This window comes from Burkholderia sp. BCC0405, from assembly GCF_902833075.1.
In the GTDB taxonomy this organism is placed as follows: domain Bacteria; phylum Pseudomonadota; class Gammaproteobacteria; order Burkholderiales; family Burkholderiaceae; genus Burkholderia.
Genome location: NZ_CADFEO010000002.1, coordinates 149,833 through 169,982 on the forward strand (window position 1 = coordinate 149,833; position 20,150 = coordinate 169,982).

Consider the following 20,150-nt stretch of genomic DNA (forward strand, 5'->3'; position numbering starts at 1 on the left):
CGGCGCTACTTGCGCAGCTCGACGACGAAGTCGTAGTAGTCGTTGCGGCAGTAGGTGTCGGTCAGTTCGATCGCACGCTGGTCCGACGTATAGCCGATTCGTGTGATCAGCAGCAGCGCGTCGTGCGGTGCGATGCCCATCTGCTCGGCGATCTCGTCGGTCGCATTGACCGCGCGGAAATGCTGCAGCGCGCGCACGATCGGCGTGCCGCGTGCCTCGAGATAGCTGTACAGCGAACCGCCGATCGCCTGCGGATCGGGGATCAGCGTGGCGGGAAACGTCGAATTCTCGACGGCCATCACGATGCCGTCGGCGAGGCGCAGGCGCTTCAGGCGCGTGACCGATGCGGCCGGCGACAGCCCGAGCTGGATCACTTCGTCGCGGTTCGCCGGCTGGATCTCGCGCGCGAGCCATTGCGAGCTCGGCTTGAAGCCGCGCCGTTCGAGCATTTCGCTGAAACTCGACAGCCGCGACAGCGGATCTTCGTAACGCGGCTGAATGAAGTTGCCCGCGCCCTGCGTGCGGCGAATCAGGCCTTGCTCGACGAGCAGCGCGATTGCCTTGCGCGCGGTGATGCGCGATACGCCGAGCGCATCGGACAGCACGCGCTCGGAGGGCAACGCCTCGCCGGCCGTCCAGCGATTGTCGTGGATCACGTCGCCGAGCTTGCGGGCGAGCTGCAGGTAGAGCGGCGTGTCGTTGTCGGGGTCGGGGCGCAGGTCCTGCCAGCGGTCGTCCGTGGATGCCTTCATGGAGTGGGTATCGGTCTGATTGCGGCCATTCTAAGTCATCGCGTGGCGCCGTTATAGCCGGTTTTTGCCGTGCCGTAGGTGAATTGCGCGCGGATTGACTACACTGATGCGTCGTATTCCATGCCTGGGCCGCGGTGCGCGGCCACGCATCCGCAACGAGGAACGCATGACAGACACGATCGCCACGGTTGTCCTGCCCGACGGCGAGACGATTCCCAAGCTTGGCCTGGGCACGTGGGAAATGGGCGAGCGGCCGGCCCGGCGCGCGGACGAGATCGCCGCGCTGCGCGAAGGCGTCGCGCTCGGGATGACACTGGTCGATACGGCCGAGATGTACGGCGACGGCGCGACCGAGGAACTGGTCGGCGAGGCGCTCGCGGGCCTGCGCGACGACGTGTTCCTCGTCAGCAAGGTCTATCCGCACCATGCGAGCCGGCGCGACGTCGTCGCCGCATGCGAGGCGAGCCTCAAGCGCCTGCGTACCGATCGCCTCGACCTGTATCTGCTGCATTGGCGTGGCTCGGTGCCGCTCGAGGAGACGGTCGAAGGCTTCGAAGCGCTGCAGCGCGCGGGCAAGATTCGTCACTGGGGCGTCAGTAACTTCGATACGGCCGACATGGCCGAACTCGTCGATGAAGCCGGTGGCGGCGCGTGCGCGACCAACCAGATCCTCTACAACATCGCGCGGCGCGGCCCGGAATTCGACCTGCTGCCGTGGCTCGCCGAGCACCGGATGCCGGCGATGGCGTACAGCCCGGTCGATCACGGGCGGCTGCCGAAGCGCTCGCCGCTCGACGAGATCGCGCGGCAGCGCGGGGTGTCGGTGATGCGCGTCGCGCTCGCGTGGGTGCTCGCGCAGCCGGGGGTTTTCGCGATCCCGAAAGCGTCGCGGCTCGAACACGTGCGCGACAACCGGGCCGCGCTCGACTTCGTGTTCAGCGATGACGAGCGCGCGCAGCTTGATGCGTACTTCCATCCGCCACGCAGCAAGCGTGCGCTCGAGATGCTCTGACCGCAACCGGCCGGGCAACGCAGCAGTTCAGCGGCTGCCTCCGGACGGCCCGCCGTTGCCGTGACCGCCGCCATTGCCATTTCCGCTACCGGGGCTGCTGCTGCCACTGCCGCTCGCACCGGCGCCTTGGCCATCAACGTGCCTGCCGGTGAAGACGTGCGCCGCGCGCGCAGCCGGATTGGCGGCGCACGGCGAAAGGTCGTCGACCAGCGTCATGATGAGGGCCGCGCTGGCAACTGCATCCGCTGCGGCGTCCGGTGTCGCATCTCGTGCGACGGCATACGAGCAGCAGCGCGCGAACGCGGCTGCGGCGAGCAAGGTTGCGCGACAACGCCGTCCCGTCGTGTGGAACGGTTGCTTCGTCTTGAGCGTCATGGCCTCCCCATGCGCGTGATGCCTCGTCGCCGCGCGGCCATCGACGTGTGATGCAGGAGGAGTGGTAAAGATTCGTAGTCCTGTCGGCAGCCGTTTCGCCTTCGCGCGGGCGCCGGACGCCAGCCGCGAGGGGGGAACGGCATGTGGGCCCGCCGTGCGAATCCCTATCCGCGAGATCCGTGCCGCCGGCCGCTGGCGTCCGCCGGGCAACGCGCACACAAGTGCGCGTCGCCGCATGCACCGTCAGCTTTGTTCCCGGAACGAAACGTCCGAGCCAAGTTCAGCGCGCAGGTGCATCGGCCGCGCGCTGCCAGCGGTGGAACAGGATCGACGCGATCCAGCAGACGAGGAACAGCGCGACGATGCCGTAGCCGATCGAGCCGAAGCGTTCGCCGAGCGCATCGAGCGCGTCGCGCACGGGGCCCGTCAGCGACAGCTTGTCGGCCAGCAGGCCGGCTGCCTCGATCCCGCCGATCGCCAGCGCGACGGCCGCCGACACGAACGTGATGCTCGCGTTGTAGAGCAGCTTGCGCTGCGGATCGTCCATCGCCCAGCCGTACGCGTGAATCATCAGCACGTTGTCGGTCGAGTCGATCAGCGTCATGCCGGCGGTGAAAAGCGCGGGAAACAGCATGACCGTATAGACCGGCAGCCCCTGGCTCGCCTGCGCGGCGGCGATCGCGAGCAGGCCGATTTCGGTTGCGGTATCGAAACCCAGCCCGAACAGCACGCCGACCGGATACATGTGCCAGCTCTTCGACACGAACCGGAACAGCGGACGCAGCAGCCGGGACACGAGCCCGGCAGGACGGTGCACATGCGCGGCATCGCGCCCGTGCCCGTGCCCGTGCCCGTGCGTGCCGCGATAGCGCCGCCACACGTCGCGCAGGATCACCAGGTTCACGCATGCGAGCACGAGCAGGAAGGTGGCCGACACCGCCGTGCCGATCGTGCCGCCGATCTCGCGGAATGCATCGAACCGGTCGCGCAGCGCGAACGCGGTCAGCGCGATGCCGAGCGTCGCGGCGATCACGATCGTCGAATGGCCGAGCGAGAAGAACAGGCCGACGCTCACCGGACGCTGGCCTTCCTGCATCAGCTTGCGCGTCGCCACGTCGATCGCGGCGATGTGATCGGCGTCGACCGCGTGACGCAGCCCGAGACCGTAAGCGATCGCCGCGGTGCCGAGCAGCAGCGGATGATCGCGCAACACGGCGAGCGCCCACAGCCAGACGGCGGCATTTGCGGCGATCAGGCCGGCATAGAGGATTAGCAGGCGGCGCAGGGCAGGGGTGGGCGGCATCGGGATGGTTCCATCTGACGAATCGCGATGCATTGTGGCACGCGAAAAAAGACGCAGGGTGTGCCGGTCAAAAAAGCCGCGTGCACGGCGCGCGCGAATGAAAAAAGGCCCGTCCGGGATCGGACGGGCCTTGCCTGCATGCGGCAGCGCGAGCGCGCCGCGCTTACTTCACTTTCGCGTTGATCACGCCTTCCGATACGTTGGCCGGCGTTTCCGCGTAGTGCTTGAACTCCATCGTGTAGGTCGCGCGGCCCTGCGTGGCCGAACGCAGCGACGTCGAATAGCCGAACATTTCCGCGAGCGGCACTTCGGCGCGCACGAGCTTGCCGCCGCCGCCCGCGATATCCTCCATCCCCTGCACGATGCCGCGCCGGCTCGACAGGTCGCCCATCACGTTGCCCATGAAGTCCTCGGGCGTCTCGACCTCGACGGCCATCATCGGCTCGAGCAGCACGGGCTTCGCGCGGCGCATCGCTTCCTTGAACGCCATCGAGCCGGCCATCCGGAACGCGTTTTCGTTCGAGTCGACGTCGTGGTACGAGCCGAACGTCAGGTGCACCTTCACGTCGACGACCGGGTAGCCCGCGAGCACGCCGCTCTTCAGCGTTTCGGTGATGCCCTTGTCGACGGCCGGGATGAATTCGCGCGGAATCACGCCGCCCTTGATCTCGTCGAGGAACTCGTAGCCCTTGCCCGGGTTCGGCTCGAGCGTGATCACCGCGTGGCCGTACTGGCCGCGGCCGCCCGACTGCTTGACGAACTTGCCCTCGACGTCGGACGCCGTCGTGCGCACCGTCTCGCGGTACGCGACCTGCGGCTTGCCGACCGTCGCTTCGACGCCGAATTCGCGCTTCATCCGGTCGACCAGGATTTCGAGGTGGAGCTCGCCCATCCCCGAAATGATCGTCTGGCCGGATTCTTCGTCGGTCTGTACGCGGAACGACGGATCTTCCTGCGCGAGGCGGTTCAGCGCGAGGCCCATCTTTTCCTGGTCGGCCTTCGTCTTCGGCTCGACGGCCTGCGAGATCACCGGCTCCGGGAATTCCATCTTCTCGAGGATGATCGGCTTGGTCGGATCGCACAGTGTATCGCCGGTGGTCGCCTCCTTCAGGCCGACGGCCGCCGCGATGTCGCCCGCGCGCACTTCCTTGATTTCCTTGCGCTCGTTCGCGTGCATCTGCAGGATCCGGCCGAGCCGTTCCTTCTTGTCCTTGGTCGCGTTGAGCACCGTGTCGCCCGATTCGACGACGCCCGAATACACGCGGAAGAAGATCAGCTGGCCGACGAACGGGTCGGTCATGATCTTGAACGCGAGCGACGAGAACGGCTCGTCATCGCTCGGATGGCGTTCCGCCGGCTTCTCCGGATCGGCGAAGTCGTGGCCAAGGATGGCCGGCACGTCGACGGGCGACGGCAGGTAGTCGATCACCGCGTCGAGCATCGCCTGCACGCCCTTGTTCTTGAACGCGCTGCCGCACAGCATCGGCACGATCTCGTTCGCGATCGTGCGTTTGCGCAGCGCGGCCTTGATCTCGTCCTCGGTCAGCGATTCATGGTCGTGCAGGTACTTCTCGAGCAGTTCCTCGCTCGCTTCCGCCGCGGCCTCGACCATCTTCTCGCGCCATTCGTGCGCGAGCTCGACGAGATTCGCGGGAATCTCCTCGTACGAGAACTTCACACCCTGGCTTTCGTCGTCCCACACGATCGCCTTCATCTTCACGAGATCGACGACGCCCTGGAAATGATCTTCCGCGCCGACCGGAATCTGGATCGGCACGGCGACGCCCTTCAGGCGCTCGCCGATCTGCCGCTGCACGCGGAAGAAATCGGCGCCGACGCGGTCCATCTTGTTGACGAACGCGATACGCGGCACCTTGTACTTGTTGGCCTGGCGCCAGACGGTTTCGGACTGCGGCTGCACGCCGCCGACCGAGTCGTAGACCATGCACGCGCCGTCGAGCACGCGCATCGAGCGCTCGACTTCAATCGTGAAGTCGACGTGCCCGGGCGTGTCGATGATGTTGATCCGGTGCTCCGGATAGTTGCCGGCCATGCCCTTCCAGAAAGCCGTGGTCGCCGCCGACGTGATCGTGATGCCGCGTTCCTGCTCTTGCTCCATCCAGTCCATCGTGGCCGCGCCGTCGTGCACTTCACCGATCTTGTGGCTCACGCCGGTGTAAAACAGGATGCGCTCGGTCGTCGTGGTTTTGCCGGCATCGATGTGAGCGCTGATCCCGATATTGCGATAGCGCTCGATGGGGGTTTTGCGGGGCACGTGAACCTCCTTGGGTTCGGATCGTAAGCGGGCCGGCGGTGCCGGCCCGGGCTGGACAAGCGAGACTTAAAGCATAGCGCTTGCGCGTGGCTTTTGCAGATGCGGCCGGCAATGGCGGAATCAAGCCGGGTGCCGCCGCCGGCGGCCGAAAAAAAAGCCGGCGCGCAACGGGCGGCCGGCTTCGGTCGGTGCGCGGCGCGACGCCGCGGCGATGGCCGTTACTGGGCCTGCGGCAGGCCTTCGAGCTTCATGCCGGGCTTGATGCCCTTCGCCGCGAACCAGCCCTTGCTCATTTCGAGCGCATAGACGCCGTTGTTGCGCGGGCAGTGGTTGTCGGTCGTCTCGGCCTTCATCTCGTCGATGTCGGTGATCGTGCCGTCCGCGCGGATGAACGCGATCGACAGCGGGATCAGCGTGTTCTTCATCCAGAAGCAGTGCACCGCGTTCTCGTTGAACACGAACAGCATGCCTTCGTTCGGCGCGAGTTGCGAACGGTACATCAGCCCTTGTTCGCGGTCGGGGTCGTTTGCGGCGACGGCCGCGTCGATCACGTACATGCCGGCGCGCAGCTTCACGCGCGGGAATTCGCTCGGCTGCTTGGCGCCGGGCGGCATTTGCGCGCTGGCGGCCTGCATGCCGAGCGCCATGACGGCGAGCGCGGCGGGAAACACGGCGGCGCGCGCAAGGCGGCCGAGCGACGAACGCAGGGAGAATTGCACAGCAAGGCTCCTATCTGGAAAACAAGACCCGCATGGTACGCGATGCGCGCCGGCGGGCACAAAAAGAAAAAGGCAGATCGCCTTGCGGTGATCTGCCTTTCAACGCCGTAAGAACGGCAAGACTGCGTGTTCTTGACTGCGTTATTACAGCAAGCTTGCTTAGTTCGAAGCAGCTGCCGGTGCTGCTGCTTCGCTTGCTGCAGCCTTCTTCGATGCCTTGTGGTGCTTCTTAGCTGCGTGGTGCTTCTTGGCAGCGTGCTTAGCCGGTGCCGAAGCAGCTTCAGCAGCAGCCGGAGCAGCTTCCGGAGCCGATGCTTGTGCGAAAGCAGCCGTTGCGAAGAGGCCAGCGACCAGAGCGGCGATCAGTTTGTTCATGTTGTGTTCCTCAGCTTTAGTTAATTAACCAAATGACCCGGCAATAGGAGTCATGTCGTCTAACGGTGCCATCCACCTTTCGGTTGACAGACGCTTCGAGAAATTTCTCATTGCGCTGCGGGCGCCGAATCGTATTCGATAAAAACGTCGCTTTCGTGACGCAAACACGGCTTCGGCTGCCAATGCCGGATAGCTAAGGTTGGCATCTGCGAGGTTTAACGCGCGATCTTCGCAGGCGGTTGACGAAAAAGATGACGAAAATTCGCGCGTCCCGAATTCGTCACCCGGCGGTTGCGAAACCGTCCCACGGCGCGCGCGGCGGCAGCGCGATTGTTTCTCCCGGTGCAATGCCGAGCGCGAATATATCCAGTGCGCCGACGCCGACGCGCACCAGGCGCAACGTCGGGAAGCCGACGGCCGCCGTCATTCTGCGCACCTGCCGGTTCTTGCCCTCGGTGATCGCAAGCTCGATCCACGTCGTCGGGATCGCGGCGCGGTAGCGGATCGGCGGATTGCGCGGCCACAGCGTGTCGGGCGGCTCGATGAATTCGGCGCGGCACGGGCGCGTCACATAGTCGCCGAGGTCGACGCCGCGCGCGAGCGCCTTCAGGTCCGCCGGCCCGGGCGCGCCCTCGACCTGCGCCCAGTAGCGCTTGACGAGCTTGTGGCGGGGCTCGGCGATACGCGCCTGCAGCGCGCCGTCGTCGGTGAGCAGCAGCAGCCCCTCGCTGTCCGCGTCCAGCCGGCCGGCCGCGTAGACGCCGGGCGTTTTTACCCAGTCGCCGAGCGATGGGCGCGTCTCGTGCGCGGAAAACTGGCAAATCGTGCCGAACGGCTTGTTGAGGGCGATCAGGTTCATGGCGGGGCGTCCGCCCGGCGCGCCGCGGGAAGCGGCGGCGGGCGGTCTATGGCAAATGGCGGAATCTTAATGCATAATACGGAACGGCAAGTCCTCTGTCTTATATAAGATATAAGTGGGGTCTTGATACGCGGTGCCGCGCTTCGTGCCGAAGTGCCCGGTTGGGGCGCTAGAATAGCGGCTCGCTGTTGCCGTCACGGGGTGGCCATGCCGCGCCCCCGCCGCGCGCGCAGCTTCGACCAGCATCACCTGCTCAGCCACGTCACTGGAGTCGATCATGCCGTATCAGCACATCAAGGTTCCGGAAGGCGGTGACAAGATCACCGTCAACAAGGACTACTCGCTCAACGTTTCCGATCAGCCGATCATTCCCTATATCGAAGGCGACGGTACGGGCTTCGATATCACCCCGGTCATGATCAAGGTCGTCGACGCGGCGGTCGCGCATGCCTACAAGGGCAAGCGCAAGATCCACTGGATGGAGATTTTCGCGGGCGAGAAGGCGACGAAGGTGTACGGTCCGGACGTGTGGCTCCCGGACGAAACGCTGCAGGTGCTCAAGGAATACGTGGTGTCGATCAAGGGGCCGCTCACGACCCCGGTCGGCGGCGGCATCCGTTCGCTGAACGTCGCGCTGCGCCAGGAACTCGACCTGTACGTGTGCCTGCGCCCGGTGCAGTACTTCAAGGGCGTGCCGTCGCCGGTGCGCGAGCCGCAAAAGATCGACATGGTGATCTTCCGCGAGAACTCGGAAGACATCTACGCGGGCATCGAATGGGCCGCGGGCTCCGAGCAGGCGAAGAAGGTGATCAAGTTCCTGCAGGACGAGATGGGCGTGAAGAAGATCCGCTTCCCGGAAACCTCGGGGATCGGCGTGAAGCCCGTGTCGACCGAAGGCACCGAGCGTCTCGTGCGCAAGGCGATCCAGTACGCGATCGACAACGATCGCAAGTCGGTCACGCTGGTGCACAAGGGCAACATCATGAAGTTCACGGAAGGCCTGTTCCGTGATGCCGGTTACGCGCTTGCACAGAAGGAATTCGGCGGCGAGCTGATCGACGGCGGCCCGTGGATGCGCGTGAAGAACCCGAAGACGGGCAACGAGATCGTGATCAAGGATTCGATCGCCGATGCGTTCCTGCAGCAGATCCTGCTGCGCCCGGCCGAATACGACGTGATCGCCACGCTGAACCTGAACGGCGACTACATCTCCGACGCGCTGGCCGCGCAGGTCGGCGGCATCGGGATCGCGCCGGGTGCGAACCTGTCGGATTCGGTCGCGATGTTCGAAGCGACGCACGGCACCGCGCCGAAGTACGCGGGCAAGGATTACGTGAACCCCGGTTCCGAGATCCTGTCGGCGGAAATGATGCTGCGCCACCTCGGCTGGACGGAAGCCGCCGACACGATCATCGCCGCGATGGAGAAGTCGATCCTGCAGAAGCGCGTCACGTACGACTTCGCGCGCCTGATGGAAGGTGCGACGCAGGTGTCGTGCTCGGGCTTCGGTGAAGTGCTGATCGAGAACATGTAAGTCCCCTTCCGGGGTGGGCCGGCGCGTGTCCGGCCGCCCCGGCGCCTACTGCCGGCGCCGGAGCGTTTCGTGGATGGCAGGTTTGTTGGCAGGGCGGTCCGGCATGCGGGCCGCGGCGCCGCGATGCGGCCCGGAGCCCCTGCAAGGTAGAACATGACGGCCCTCGCAACACCACCGCCCGGCTGAGCCGGCGCGCCCCTTTCGCGACCGACCCGGTCGCTCCCCGCCGGTTACCGCCGGCGCTCCCAGTCCAACAATCACGTAGCAATGCTTTGACCACCATGTCCACTTCGCCCAAGATCATCTACACCCTCACTGACGAAGCGCCCGCGCTCGCGACCTATTCGCTGCTGCCGATCGTCAAGGCCTTCACGCGCTCGTCCGGCGTCGCCGTCGAGACGCGCGACATCTCGCTCGCCGGCCGCATCATCGCGGCATTCGCAGACGCCCTGCCGCCCGAGCAGAAGGGTTCCGACGATCTGGCCGAACTGGGCCAGCTCACGCTGAAGCCGGAAGCGAACATCATCAAGCTGCCGAACATCAGCGCATCGGTGCCGCAGCTGAAGGCCGCGATCGCCGAACTGCAGGCGCAGGGCTACACGCTGCCGGCCTACCCGGAAGATCCGTCGACGGACGAAGAGAAGGCGGTCAAGGCCCGCTACGACAAGATCAAGGGCAGCGCGGTGAACCCGGTGCTGCGCGAAGGCAACTCCGACCGCCGCGCGCCGCTGTCGGTCAAGAATTACGCACGCAAGCATCCGCACAAGATGGGCGCGTGGCAGGCCACGTCGAAGGCGCACGTCGCGCACATGAGCGAAGGCGACTTCTACGGCAGCGAGAAATCGGCGCTGATCGCCGAGGCCGGCAGCGTGAAGATCGAGCTCACGACAACCGACGGCGCGAAGAAGGTGCTGAAGGAAAAGACGGCCGTGAAGGCCGGTGAAGTGATCGACGCATCGGTGATGAGCCGCAACGCGCTGCGCAGCTTCATCGACGCGCAGATCGCCGACGCGAAGGCGCAGGGCGTGCTGTTCTCGGTGCACCTGAAGGCGACCATGATGAAGGTCTCCGATCCGATCCTGTTCGGCCATTTCGTATCGGTGTTCTACCGCGACGCGCTCGCGAAGCACGCGGACGTGCTGGCGCAGGTCGGCTTCAACCCGAACAACGGGATCGGCGACCTGTACGCGCGCCTGAAGGACCTGCCGGCCGACACGCGCGAAGCGATCGAAGCCGACGTCAAGGCCGAATACGCGGTGCGCCCGCGCCTTGCAATGGTCAACTCGGACAAGGGCATCACGAACCTGCACGTGCCGAGCGACGTGATCGTCGACGCGTCGATGCCGGCGATGATCCGCGAGTCGGGCTGCATGTGGGGCCCGGACGGTGAGCTGTACGACGCGAAGGCCGTGATTCCGGACCGCTGCTACGCGGGCGTCTACCAGGCCGTGATCGAGGATTGCAAGCAGCACGGTGCGTTCGACCCGGTCACGATGGGCAGCGTGCCGAACGTCGGCCTGATGGCGCAGGCGGCTGAAGAATACGGTTCGCACGACAAGACGTTCCAGATCCCGGCGGACGGCGTCGTGCGCGTGATCGACGAAGCGGGCAACGTGCTGCTCGAGCACGCGGTCGAGTCGGGCGACATCTGGCGCATGTGCCAGACCAAGGACGCGCCGGTGCAGGATTGGGTCAAGCTCGCGGTGAACCGCGCCCGCGCGACCGGCGCGCCGGCCGTGTTCTGGCTCGACCCGGCGCGCGCGCACGACGCGCAGATCATCGCGAAGGTCGAACGCTACCTGAAGGATCACGACACGAACGGCCTCGACATCCGCATCATGACGCCGGTCGAAGCGACGCGTTTCTCGCTCGAACGCATCCGCGCAGGCAAGGACACGATCTCGGTCACCGGCAACGTGCTGCGCGACTACCTGACCGACCTGTTCCCGATCATGGAGCTCGGCACCAGCGCGAAGATGCTGTCGATCGTGCCGTTGATGGCCGGCGGCGGGATGTTCGAAACGGGGGCGGGCGGTTCCGCGCCGAAGCACGTGCAGCAGTTCGTCGAGGAAGGTTTCCTGCGCTGGGATTCGCTCGGCGAATTCCTTGCGCTGGCTGCGTCGCTCGAACACCTCGGCAACGCATACCAGAACCCGAAGGCGATCGTGCTTGCGAAGACGCTCGATCAGGCGACCGGCAAGTTCCTGGACGAGAACAAGTCGCCGGCGCGCAAGGTCGGCGGCCTCGACAACCGCGGCAGCCATTTCTACCTGTGCCTGTACTGGGCGCAGGCGCTGGCCGAGCAGACCGACGACGCGGCGCTGAAGGCGCAGTTCGAAGGCGTGGCGAAGGCGCTGTCCGACAGCGAAGCGCGCATTCTGGAAGAGCTGGCGGCTGCGCAGGGCAAGGCGCAAGCCATCGGCGGCTACTACCGTCCGAACGTCGAGCTGACGAGCCAGGCAATGCGCCCGAGCGCGACGCTGAACGCCATCGTCGACGCGGTTGCCTGACGCAGGCCGCGCGATCGCGCGGGTCGATGCGTGTGCCGGCGTGGCGGGCAATGCTACCTGCCGCCGGCCACAAAAGAACAACGCCCCGGACGCCCGGGGCGTTGTTCGTTGCGGGCTTGCCATTCAGACGTGAACGATTTCCCATTCGGCGATTTCGTGTGGCACTTCGAGCGTTGCCGTGTCCAGTTCGGACAGTTGTTCGCAGTCGCCGCGGGAGATGTGGTCGGCAGCCACTTCGGGGCACGAGAATGCGCCGAGCAGGGCGTTGCCGAACGTCGCTTCCCAGCCGCCGTTACCCGGCAGGATGTAGAACGACCCGAGCGCTGAACCAAAGCGAAATCCCTTCATTTCCGTTCTCCCTTTCTGATCACACGCGATTCTGTTGTGCCCCTGCCGGTTCGGCCGGCTGTGGCCCGACTGGCTGCTTGCGCCGGCTTGCGTATCGAACGTCGTGGCGAAGCGTCAGTGCATGGGACAAAGTCTACGTCCGCGACCCGCTCGGATGGTGCATGTAGAACGGCTTCACTAAACAAAAATTTCCTTTTAAAAACAAATAATTATTTTCTCTGTTTTGTATTGCGGAACGTTTTTTGGCATCGCGAAACGGGGATTTTGTGCCCTGCACCACGAATTTTTACAACGCAGAGACTTGTTCCGCATCGTGAAATATTGACGGGTTTGCGGATCGGTGAAGCGCCGGGCGCCGTGGCGGGGCCGGACCGCAGGCGCGAGGCGACCGCTTCGGAACTGCCTGGGGCAGGATTGAGTGGCGCTTCGGCCGCGAGTGGAGGGCCGCTCGTCGTCGATCGGCGATGCGGGTCGGTGCGTGCCAAATCTGGTGCGGTGTCGTCGGGTCCTGCGGCGTATCGCCGCCCGGCCGGCCGCGGCATTTCTCGATTGGGGCCTACGGTTATGATGACGCGGGCATCAGGATTTGCGTCGCGCATCGGCGCTTCAGCGGGCTGGCACGGGCGTCGTGGCGGCCGCGCGACCCAGCATGGATAACGAGGAACGATTGATGATACGGAGAACCTTCCTGTCGCGCGCCATCGGTGGCGTGGCCGCGTCGCTGTTCGCGCGCGCCGCGTGGGCGCAGCATGCAGGTCACGCTGGCATGGATTCGATGGACGACATGCCTGGCATGTCAGGGATGGCGGATCACGGCCAGCACGGCAAATCCGCACCGGCCGGGCTCGCGGCCGCCGATGCGCTGCCGGCCGGCGCGCCGCTCGTGGCGCTGCGCACGCTTGCGAACGAAAGCCGCGAGCCCGGCACGTTCCGGGCCACGCTGGTGGCGCAGCCGGTGGCGCGCCCGATGCTGCACGGCGCACGGCCGACCACGTTCTGGCAGTTCGGTGCGGGCACGCAGGGCCCCGTCGTCGGTCCGCTGATCGACGTGCGCGAGGGCGACACGGTCGAGATCAGGTTCGTGAACAAGCTGCCGCAGCCGTCGACGATCCACTGGCACGGCCTGCCCGTGCCGCCTGACCAGGACGGCAACCCTTCCGATCCCGTCGCGCCCGGCGCGTCGCGCACGTACCGCTTCACGTTGCCGAAGGGGAGTGCCGGCACCTACTGGTACCACCCGCATCCGCACATGATGACGGCCGAGCAGGTCTTCCGCGGGCTGGCCGGCCCGTTCGTCGTGCGCGCCGCGGACGATCCGCTGGCGGGCTGGCCCGAGCGCAACCTGTTCGTGTCGGACCTGAAGCTTGCGCGCGACGGCACGATTGCACCGAACGACATGATGGACTGGATGAACGGCCGCGAGGGCCAGTTCGTGCTGGTCAACGGCGCACGCCGGCCGCGGATCGACGTCGCGGGCGACGAGCGCTGGCGCGTGTGGAACGCGTGCAGCGCGCGCTACCTGCGCGTCGCGTTCGACGACGGCCGCGCGTTCGAGCACGCGGGCACCGACGGCGGGCTGTTCGATGCGCCGCGCCGCGTCACGTCGCTGCTGATCGCGCCGGGCGAGCGTGCGGAACTGCTGGTGCGCGCCGGTGATCGTGCGTCGCGCGCAGTGCTGCAGGCGGCCGAATACGACCGCCGCAAGATGTCGATGTCGCACGATGACGGACATGGCAGCCTGCCGCCCGATCCGGCGCTGGCCCTGGCTGACGTCGTATTCGCGCCGGCCGCCGCACGTGCGCTGCCGGAGACCCTGCGCGCGGTGCCGCCGCTGGGCGAGCCGGTCGCGCACAAGGAGGTCGCGTTCGGCGAAGAGATGGACATGGACGCGATGATGAAGGGCGCGGCGCACGGCCGCCCGGCGGGCATGCGCTTCACGATCAACGGCGACACCTACGCGCCGCATCGCGCGACGCTGACGAGCCGTCGCGGCGACGTCGAACGCTGGACGATCCGCAACGGCACCGACATGGATCACCCGTTCCACCTGCACGGCACGCAGTTCCAGGTAATCGAGCGCGCGTCGGGCGGCTCGCGTACAAGCGAACCGTTCCGCGCATGGCGCGATACCGTGAACGTGCGCAGCGGCGAAACCGTGACGATTCTCGTCACGCAAGACATGTCCGGCGAGCGCATGTTTCATTGCCACATTCTCGAACACGAGGATCTCGGCATGATGGGCACGCTGAAGGTCGTGTAACGAAGTGGCGATTATGTTTCACGTGCCGGACGAGTATCCGATTTGCACGCGAGACAAGACAATGTGTGTTCAATTATCGGGATTGAACGAAAAGGCTGGCCAATCGATAATCGATTGGCCAGCCTCGAATAAAAAGAAACCCGGCGCGATGCGCCGGGTTTCTTCGTCTGATATCCGGTGCCTTATACGGCCTGGATGTTCGACGCTTGCTTGCCCTTCGGCCCTTGGACGACGTCAAAGCTCACCTTCTGGCCTTCCTTCAGCGTCTTGAAGCCATTCATGGTGATAGCCGAGAAGTGCGCAAACAGATCCTCACCGCCCTCGTCGGGAGTGATGAAACCGAAGCCCTTCGCGTCGTTGAACCACTTAACGATACCAGTTGCCATTTCCTACTTCCCCTGTCACACAGTCGCTGCTACTTACCACGAGCACGCTCGAAAAGCTAAACGACCGGAAAATGCAGCCGTTCCCCCCTCACAAGCTCACCTCGGCCTCTTTCATTTTGCCAACCGGCAAATTGAAAAAAGTGCCAGCTTGATTGTTGGCGCTCTTTATTGGAGTGTCAAGTGGAATTTTTAGACGTTTAGAGGGACGTTGTAAAGAACCCATTTTCAGGGTTTTTCCGGCTTTGCTTAGCAGCAGGCGGCCAAGCGCGAGGTCTTGAAAAGCCGCATAATCGGCTCATATACCAGGCTCGAGTGACGCGCGTTCGAGCCGTCCCGGCTTGTGGGATACTGGATGCGGACACGACGTTCCGGTGCTGTTCCCCCAGACGGTTCGTGTTCCGCGCCACGCGTGAAAGCCGGCACCGCAGCCGGCTTTCGTATGGCGCGAAGAAGATCGCGTGTTCCGGGATTCCGGGGAGGGCGCCGGCCGGTCGGTCGGGTAATGGCAGGATTGCGGGCCTGTCCGAGTTGTTTAGAATGGGTGTATGGCGATTATCCCGGACAAGCAGGACAGCACCGTCCTGGAACGCAAGCAGCAGAAGCTCAAGCCGCCTTCGATGTACAAGGTGGTGCTGCTGAACGACGACTTCACGCCGATGGAATTCGTCGTGATGGTGGTCCAGGAGTATTTCAAGAAGGATCGCGAGACGGCCACGCAGATCATGCTGAAGGTTCATCGCGAAGGGCGAGGAGTTTGTGGGGTCTATACGCGGGACATCGCGTCGACCAAGGTTGAGCAAGTCGTTACCCATGCGCGGCAGGCCGGGCATCCGCTGCAGTGCGTGATGGAGGAAGCATGATTGCCCAGGAATTGGAAGTCAGCCTGCACATGGCGTTCATGGAAGCACGCCAGGCGCGCCATGAGTTCATTACGGTCGAGCATTTGCTGCTGGCCCTGCTGGATAATCCGACGGCAGCCGAGGTGTTGCGCGCGTGCGCGGCGAACATCGAGGACTTGCGTCAGAACCTGCGCAATTTCATCCACGACAACACACCTACCGTCCCGGGTACCGACGATGTCGATACCCAGCCGACGCTCGGTTTCCAGCGCGTGATCCAGCGCGCGATCATGCACGTCCAGTCGACGTCGAACGGCAAGAAGGAAGTCACCGGCGCGAACGTGCTGGTCGCGATCTTCGGCGAGAAGGATTCGCATGCCGTGTACTACCTGCAGCAGCAGGGCGTCACGCGCCTCGACGTCGTGAACTTCATTTCGCACGGCATCGCGAAGACGAACAACGGCGAAGCCGCGAAGTCGGCCGACGCGAACGCGGAAAGCGAAGACGCGAATGCGCAGAAGGAAACGCCGCTCGCGCAATTCACGCAGAACCTGAACCAGATGGCGAAGGACGGCCGCATCGATCCGCTGATCGGTCGCGAGCCCGAGGTCGAGCGCGTGGTCCAGGTGCTGTGCCGTCGCCGCAAGAACAATCCGCTGCTCGTCGGCGAGGCCGGCGTCGGCAAGACCGCGATCGCGGAAGGGCTCGCCTATCGCATCACGCGTGGCGAAGTGCCGGACATCCTCGCGAACGCGCAGGTCTACTCGCTCGACATGGGCGCACTGCTTGCGGGCACCAAGTACCGCGGCGATTTCGAGCAACGTCTGAAGACGGTGCTGAAGGAGCTGAAGGAGCGTCCGCACGCGATCCTGTTCATCGACGAAATCCACACGCTGATCGGCGCGGGCGCCGCGTCGGGCGGCACGCTCGATGCATCGAACCTGCTGAAGCCGGCGTTGTCGTCGGGCACGCTCAAGTGCATCGGCGCGACCACGTTCACCGAGTATCGCGGCATCTTCGAGAAGGACGCGGCGCTGTCGCGGCGCTTCCAGAAGGTCGACGTGACGGAGCCGACCGTCGAGCAGACGGTCGCGATCCTGCGCGGGCTGAAGTCGCGCTTCGAGGAGCATCACGGCGTCAAGTATTCGTCGGGTGCGCTGTCGGCCGCGGCCGAACTGTCGGCGCGTTTCATCACCGACCGTCACCTGCCGGACAAGGCGATCGACGTGATCGACGAAGCGGGCGCCGCCCAGCGCATCCTGCCGAAGTCGAAGCAGAAGAAGACGATCGGCAAGAGCGAGATCGAGGAAATCATCTCGAAGATCGCGCGTGTGCCGGCCCAGAGCGTGTCGCAGGACGATCGCAGCAAGCTGCAGACGCTCGACCGCGACCTGAAGAGCGTCGTGTTCGGCCAGGATCCGGCGATCGACGCGCTGGCCGCCTCGATCAAGATGGCGCGTGCGGGCCTCGGCAAGATGGACAAGCCGATCGGCGCGTTCCTGTTCTCGGGCCCGACGGGCGTCGGCAAGACCGAAGTGGCGCGCCAGCTCGCGTTCACGCTCGGCATCGAGCTGATCCGCTTCGACATGTCGGAATACATGGAGCGTCACGCGGTGAGCCGCCTGATCGGCGCGCCGCCGGGCTACGTCGGGTTCGACCAGGGCGGGCTGCTGACCGAAGCCGTCACGAAGAAGCCGCACTGCGTGCTGCTGCTCGACGAAATCGAGAAGGCGCATCCGGACATCTTCAACGTGCTGCTGCAGGTGATGGACCACGGCACGCTGACGGACAATAACGGCCGCAAGGCGGATTTCCGCAACGTCATCATCATCATGACGACGAACGCGGGCGCCGAGTCGATGCAGAAGGCGACGATCGGCTTCACGACGCGCCGCGAGACGGGCGACGAGATGACCGACATCAAGCGCCTGTTCACGCCGGAGTTCCGCAACCGCCTGGATTCGATCATCAGCTTCCGCTCGCTCGATGAGGAAATCATCATGCGCGTGGTCGACAAGTTCCTGATCCAGCTCGAGGAACAGCTGCACGAGAAGAAGGTCGACGCGCTCTTCACCGACGCGTTGCGCAAGCATCTCGCGAAGCACGGCTTCGACCCGCTGATGGGCGCGCGGCCGATGCAGCGGCTGATCCAGGACACGATCCGGCGCGCGCTGGCTGACGAGCTGCTGTTCGGCAAGCTCGTCAACGGCGGCCACGTGACGGTCGATGTCGACGAAAACGACAAGGTGCAGTTGTCGTTCGACAAGCTGGCAAATCCGCCGCACAAGCCGAACGAAGAGGCTGTCGAAGTCGAGTAAGCGATAATCGGGTAGTTCATGCGAACGGCGCGGGATGTTTTCCGCGCCGTTTCGTTTTATCTGGCGCCGGCGGCGCGATGGTGGTGCAGGGGAGTGGCAACGCAGTGACACAACAACAACGGACGTTCGACGACATCGTCGCGCGCGAACAGGGTTTGCGCCATGCGCTGACGTCAGGGCAGATGGCGATGATCGCGATCGGCGGCGCGATCGGCACGGGGCTGTTCCTCGGCAGCGGGTTCGCGATCGGGCTGGCCGGCCCGAGCGTGCTGGTCTCGTATGCGATCGGCGCGCTGATCGCGCTGCTGCTGATGGGCGCGCTCGCGGAAATGACGGTCGCGCATCCGACGGCCGGCTCGTTCGGCGCCTATGCCGAGCACTATGTCGGCCCGTTGGCGGGCTTCCTGGTGCGCTATGCGTACTGGTTCGCGGTCGTGTTCGCGATCGGCACCGAGATCAGCGCGATCGCCGTGTTCATGAAGTACTGGTTCCCGGCCGTGCCCGGCTGGTACTGGGTGATCGGCTTCTCCGCGCTGCTGATCGCCGTGAACCTCGCGAGCGTCACGCTGTACGGCACGGTCGAATACGCGTTCTCGCTGCTGAAGATCGCGGCAATCGTCGTGTTCATCGTGCTCGGCGCATATCTCGTGTGGTCGGCGCCGGCCGCATCGGGTATCGGTTTCGCGAACTACACCGCGCACGGCGGCTTCATGCCGAAGGGGCCGTGGGGCACGTGGGTCGCGGTGATCGTCGCGATCTTCAGCTACATGAGCATCGAAGCCGTCGCGATCGCGGCCGGCGAGGCGCGCGATCCGCAGCACGCGGTCACGCGCGCGTTCCGCTCGACCGTGTTCCGGCTCGTGCTGTTCTATCTGTTGACGCTGTCGCTGATGCTCGCGATCGTGCCGTGGACGCAGGCCGGCACCGACGAAAGCCCGTTCGTGAAGGTGATGGCCGCGACCCACGTGCCGTACGCGGCGGGCGTGATCAACTTCGTGCTGCTGATCGCGGCGCTATCGGCGATGAACAGCCAGCTTTACGTGACGACGCGGATGATGTTCAGCCTGTCGCGCGCGCGGCTCGCGCCCGCGGTGTTCGGCCGGCTCGGGTCGAACGGCGTGCCGCGCGCGGCGCTGTGGATCTCGACGAGCGGCGTCGCCGTCGCGGCCGTGCTGGTCGCGCTGGCGCCCGACACGGCGTTCACCGTGATGATGGCGATCGCGATGTTCGGCGCGCTGTTCACGTGGCTGATGATCTTCGTCACGCACCTGCGCTTTCGTGCGCAGTATCGCGGCCCCGCGCTTGCGTTCCGGATGTGGGGGCACCCGTTCGGCAGCCTGCTCGGTGCGGGGCTCGTCGCGGCGATCCTGTTCACGACCGCGTTCACGCGCGAATTCCGGATGACGATGGTGGTCGGCGTCGTGTTCGTCGTGCTGCTGACGCTCGCATACGCACTGCATTACCGGCACCAACATGCGCGTTGATGGTCGCGGCGGCGGCTGCCCACTGCGTTTTCCCGCTCGCTAAGGTGCTGTTAAGCCCCGCGGCGACTACATTCGATCCTGTCTGCAAGGCAGGCCCGGTGCGACGGTCGGCGACCTGCTGACGAAGCTGGTTGCGAAGGGTGGCCTCGCGCTCGACACGATCGGTTCGTCGGCCGTGCTGCTGGTCGCGATGGTGATCTACGCGATCGCGACTCAATCGCGGCAGCGCGACCTGACGCCCGCACGGATCGCGCAACCCGTCGAGGAATGATGGGCGAAGAAAAAAGGGCCGCGAGGCCCTTTTTTCGTTGTGTCGTTCAGTGGCGGCCAGTGCTGCCGAACCCACCCTCGCCACGATCGCTTTCCGCGAAATCGTCGACGATGTTGAACTGCGCCTGCACGACCGGCACGATCACGAGCTGGGCGAGCCGCTCGAACGGATTCAGCACGAACTCGGTCTGGCCGCGGTTCCACGTCGAGATCATCAGCTGGCCCTGGTAGTCGGAATCGATCAGGCCGACGAGGTTGCCGAGCACGATGCCGTGCTTGTGGCCGAGGCCCGAGCGCGGCAGGATCAGCGCCGCGTAGCCGGGATCGGCGAGGTGGATCGCGAGGCCGGTCGGCACGAGCGTCGTTTCGCCCGGCTTCAGCGTCAGCGGCGCATCGAGGCACGCACGCAGGTCGAGGCCCGCGCTGCCGGTCGTCGCGTAGGCGGGCAGGTAGTCGCGCATGCGCGCGTCGAGAATCTTCAGGTCGAGTTTCATGCGGTCGTCGGATGGGGCGGGAAGGGCGCGGCAGCAA

At 65.2% G+C, this 20,150-nt stretch carries 17 protein-coding genes and 1 pseudogene; 8 read left to right on the plus strand and 10 right to left on the minus strand.

What is annotated here, in order from left to right; translation table 11 throughout:
* Positions 1-5: 5 nt before the first annotated feature.
* Complete coding sequence (locus HWX36_RS03780; protein WP_175950942.1) at positions 6-752, minus strand: GntR family transcriptional regulator; 747 nt, start codon at positions 750-752, stop codon at positions 6-8.
* 166 nt (positions 753-918) lie between these two features.
* Between HWX36_RS03780 and HWX36_RS03785 the strand changes: the two genes are divergently transcribed.
* Positions 919-1,764, plus strand: a complete 846-nt coding sequence (locus HWX36_RS03785) for an aldo/keto reductase (protein WP_175950943.1) — start codon at positions 919-921, stop codon at positions 1,762-1,764.
* Positions 1,765-1,791: 27 nt separating this feature from the next.
* Here HWX36_RS03785 and HWX36_RS03790 read toward each other — a convergent pair whose 3' ends face one another.
* From HWX36_RS03790 to HWX36_RS03815, 6 genes are all read right to left on the minus strand, one after another.
* Entirely contained in the window at positions 1,792-2,139 is a 348-nt protein-coding gene (locus tag HWX36_RS03790; protein WP_244136320.1) for a hypothetical protein, read from the minus strand.
* Positions 2,140-2,419: 280 nt separating this feature from the next.
* Entirely contained in the window at positions 2,420-3,442 is a 1,023-nt protein-coding gene (locus HWX36_RS03795; RefSeq protein WP_175950944.1) for a HoxN/HupN/NixA family nickel/cobalt transporter, read from the minus strand.
* Positions 3,443-3,605: 163 nt separating this feature from the next.
* Positions 3,606-5,717, minus strand: coding sequence for an elongation factor G (gene fusA, locus HWX36_RS03800; RefSeq protein ID WP_175950945.1), 2,112 nt, complete (start codon positions 5,715-5,717; stop codon positions 3,606-3,608).
* Positions 5,718-5,935: 218 nt separating this feature from the next.
* Positions 5,936-6,436: a DUF192 domain-containing protein gene (locus HWX36_RS03805; RefSeq protein ID WP_175950946.1), complete on the minus strand. Its 501-nt coding sequence runs from the start codon at positions 6,434-6,436 to the stop codon at positions 5,936-5,938.
* A gap of 159 nt (positions 6,437-6,595) precedes the next feature.
* Positions 6,596-6,811 carry a hypothetical protein gene (locus HWX36_RS03810; protein ID WP_175950947.1) on the minus strand — a complete coding sequence of 72 codons (216 nt, stop codon included), beginning with the start codon at positions 6,809-6,811 and terminating at the stop codon, positions 6,596-6,598.
* Between the two features lie 280 nt (positions 6,812-7,091).
* Entirely contained in the window at positions 7,092-7,670 is a 579-nt protein-coding gene (locus tag HWX36_RS03815; RefSeq protein WP_175950948.1) for a pseudouridine synthase, read from the minus strand.
* A gap of 277 nt (positions 7,671-7,947) precedes the next feature.
* On the opposite strand from HWX36_RS03815, the gene icd reads away from it, so the two are divergent.
* Complete coding sequence (gene icd, locus HWX36_RS03825) at positions 7,948-9,204, plus strand: NADP-dependent isocitrate dehydrogenase (RefSeq protein ID WP_006754594.1); 1,257 nt, start codon at positions 7,948-7,950, stop codon at positions 9,202-9,204.
* Positions 9,205-9,485: 281 nt separating this feature from the next.
* Positions 9,486-11,714, plus strand: a complete 2,229-nt coding sequence (locus HWX36_RS03830) for an NADP-dependent isocitrate dehydrogenase (RefSeq protein ID WP_175950950.1) — start codon at positions 9,486-9,488, stop codon at positions 11,712-11,714.
* A 123-nt stretch (positions 11,715-11,837) separates the two neighbouring features.
* Here the strand turns inward: HWX36_RS03830 and HWX36_RS03835 are convergent, their stop codons facing one another.
* Positions 11,838-12,062 carry a hypothetical protein gene (locus HWX36_RS03835; RefSeq protein ID WP_006490888.1) on the minus strand — a complete coding sequence of 75 codons (225 nt, stop codon included), beginning with the start codon at positions 12,060-12,062 and terminating at the stop codon, positions 11,838-11,840.
* 670 nt (positions 12,063-12,732) lie between these two features.
* On the opposite strand from HWX36_RS03835, the gene HWX36_RS03840 reads away from it, so the two are divergent.
* Complete coding sequence (locus HWX36_RS03840) at positions 12,733-14,322, plus strand: multicopper oxidase family protein (protein WP_175950951.1); 1,590 nt, start codon at positions 12,733-12,735, stop codon at positions 14,320-14,322.
* Positions 14,323-14,504: 182 nt separating this feature from the next.
* Here HWX36_RS03840 and HWX36_RS03845 read toward each other — a convergent pair whose 3' ends face one another.
* On the minus strand, positions 14,505-14,708 hold the full coding sequence (locus HWX36_RS03845; protein ID WP_006488945.1) for a cold-shock protein: 204 nt from the start codon (positions 14,706-14,708) through the stop codon (positions 14,505-14,507).
* A gap of 545 nt (positions 14,709-15,253) precedes the next feature.
* Between HWX36_RS03845 and clpS the strand changes: the two genes are divergently transcribed.
* The 4 genes and pseudogenes from clpS to HWX36_RS03865 all read left to right on the plus strand — a co-directional run.
* Complete coding sequence (gene clpS / locus HWX36_RS03850) at positions 15,254-15,568, plus strand: ATP-dependent Clp protease adapter ClpS (protein WP_006398529.1); 315 nt, start codon at positions 15,254-15,256, stop codon at positions 15,566-15,568.
* Positions 15,565-17,865 carry an ATP-dependent Clp protease ATP-binding subunit ClpA gene (gene clpA / locus HWX36_RS03855; protein ID WP_175950952.1) on the plus strand — a complete coding sequence of 767 codons (2,301 nt, stop codon included), beginning with the start codon at positions 15,565-15,567 and terminating at the stop codon, positions 17,863-17,865. Before clpS ends, clpA begins: the two co-directional genes overlap by 4 nt.
* A 104-nt stretch (positions 17,866-17,969) precedes the next feature.
* Complete coding sequence (locus HWX36_RS03860; RefSeq protein WP_175950953.1) at positions 17,970-19,349, plus strand: amino acid permease; 1,380 nt, start codon at positions 17,970-17,972, stop codon at positions 19,347-19,349.
* A gap of 91 nt (positions 19,350-19,440) precedes the next feature.
* Positions 19,441-19,620 (plus strand): annotated as a pseudogene (locus tag HWX36_RS03865) (hypothetical protein); the annotation flags it as partial.
* 46 nt (positions 19,621-19,666) lie between these two features.
* Here HWX36_RS03865 and dut read toward each other — a convergent pair.
* Complete coding sequence (gene dut, locus HWX36_RS03870; protein WP_175950954.1) at positions 19,667-20,113, minus strand: dUTP diphosphatase; 447 nt, start codon at positions 20,111-20,113, stop codon at positions 19,667-19,669.
* Between the last annotated feature and the right edge of the window lie 37 nt (positions 20,114-20,150).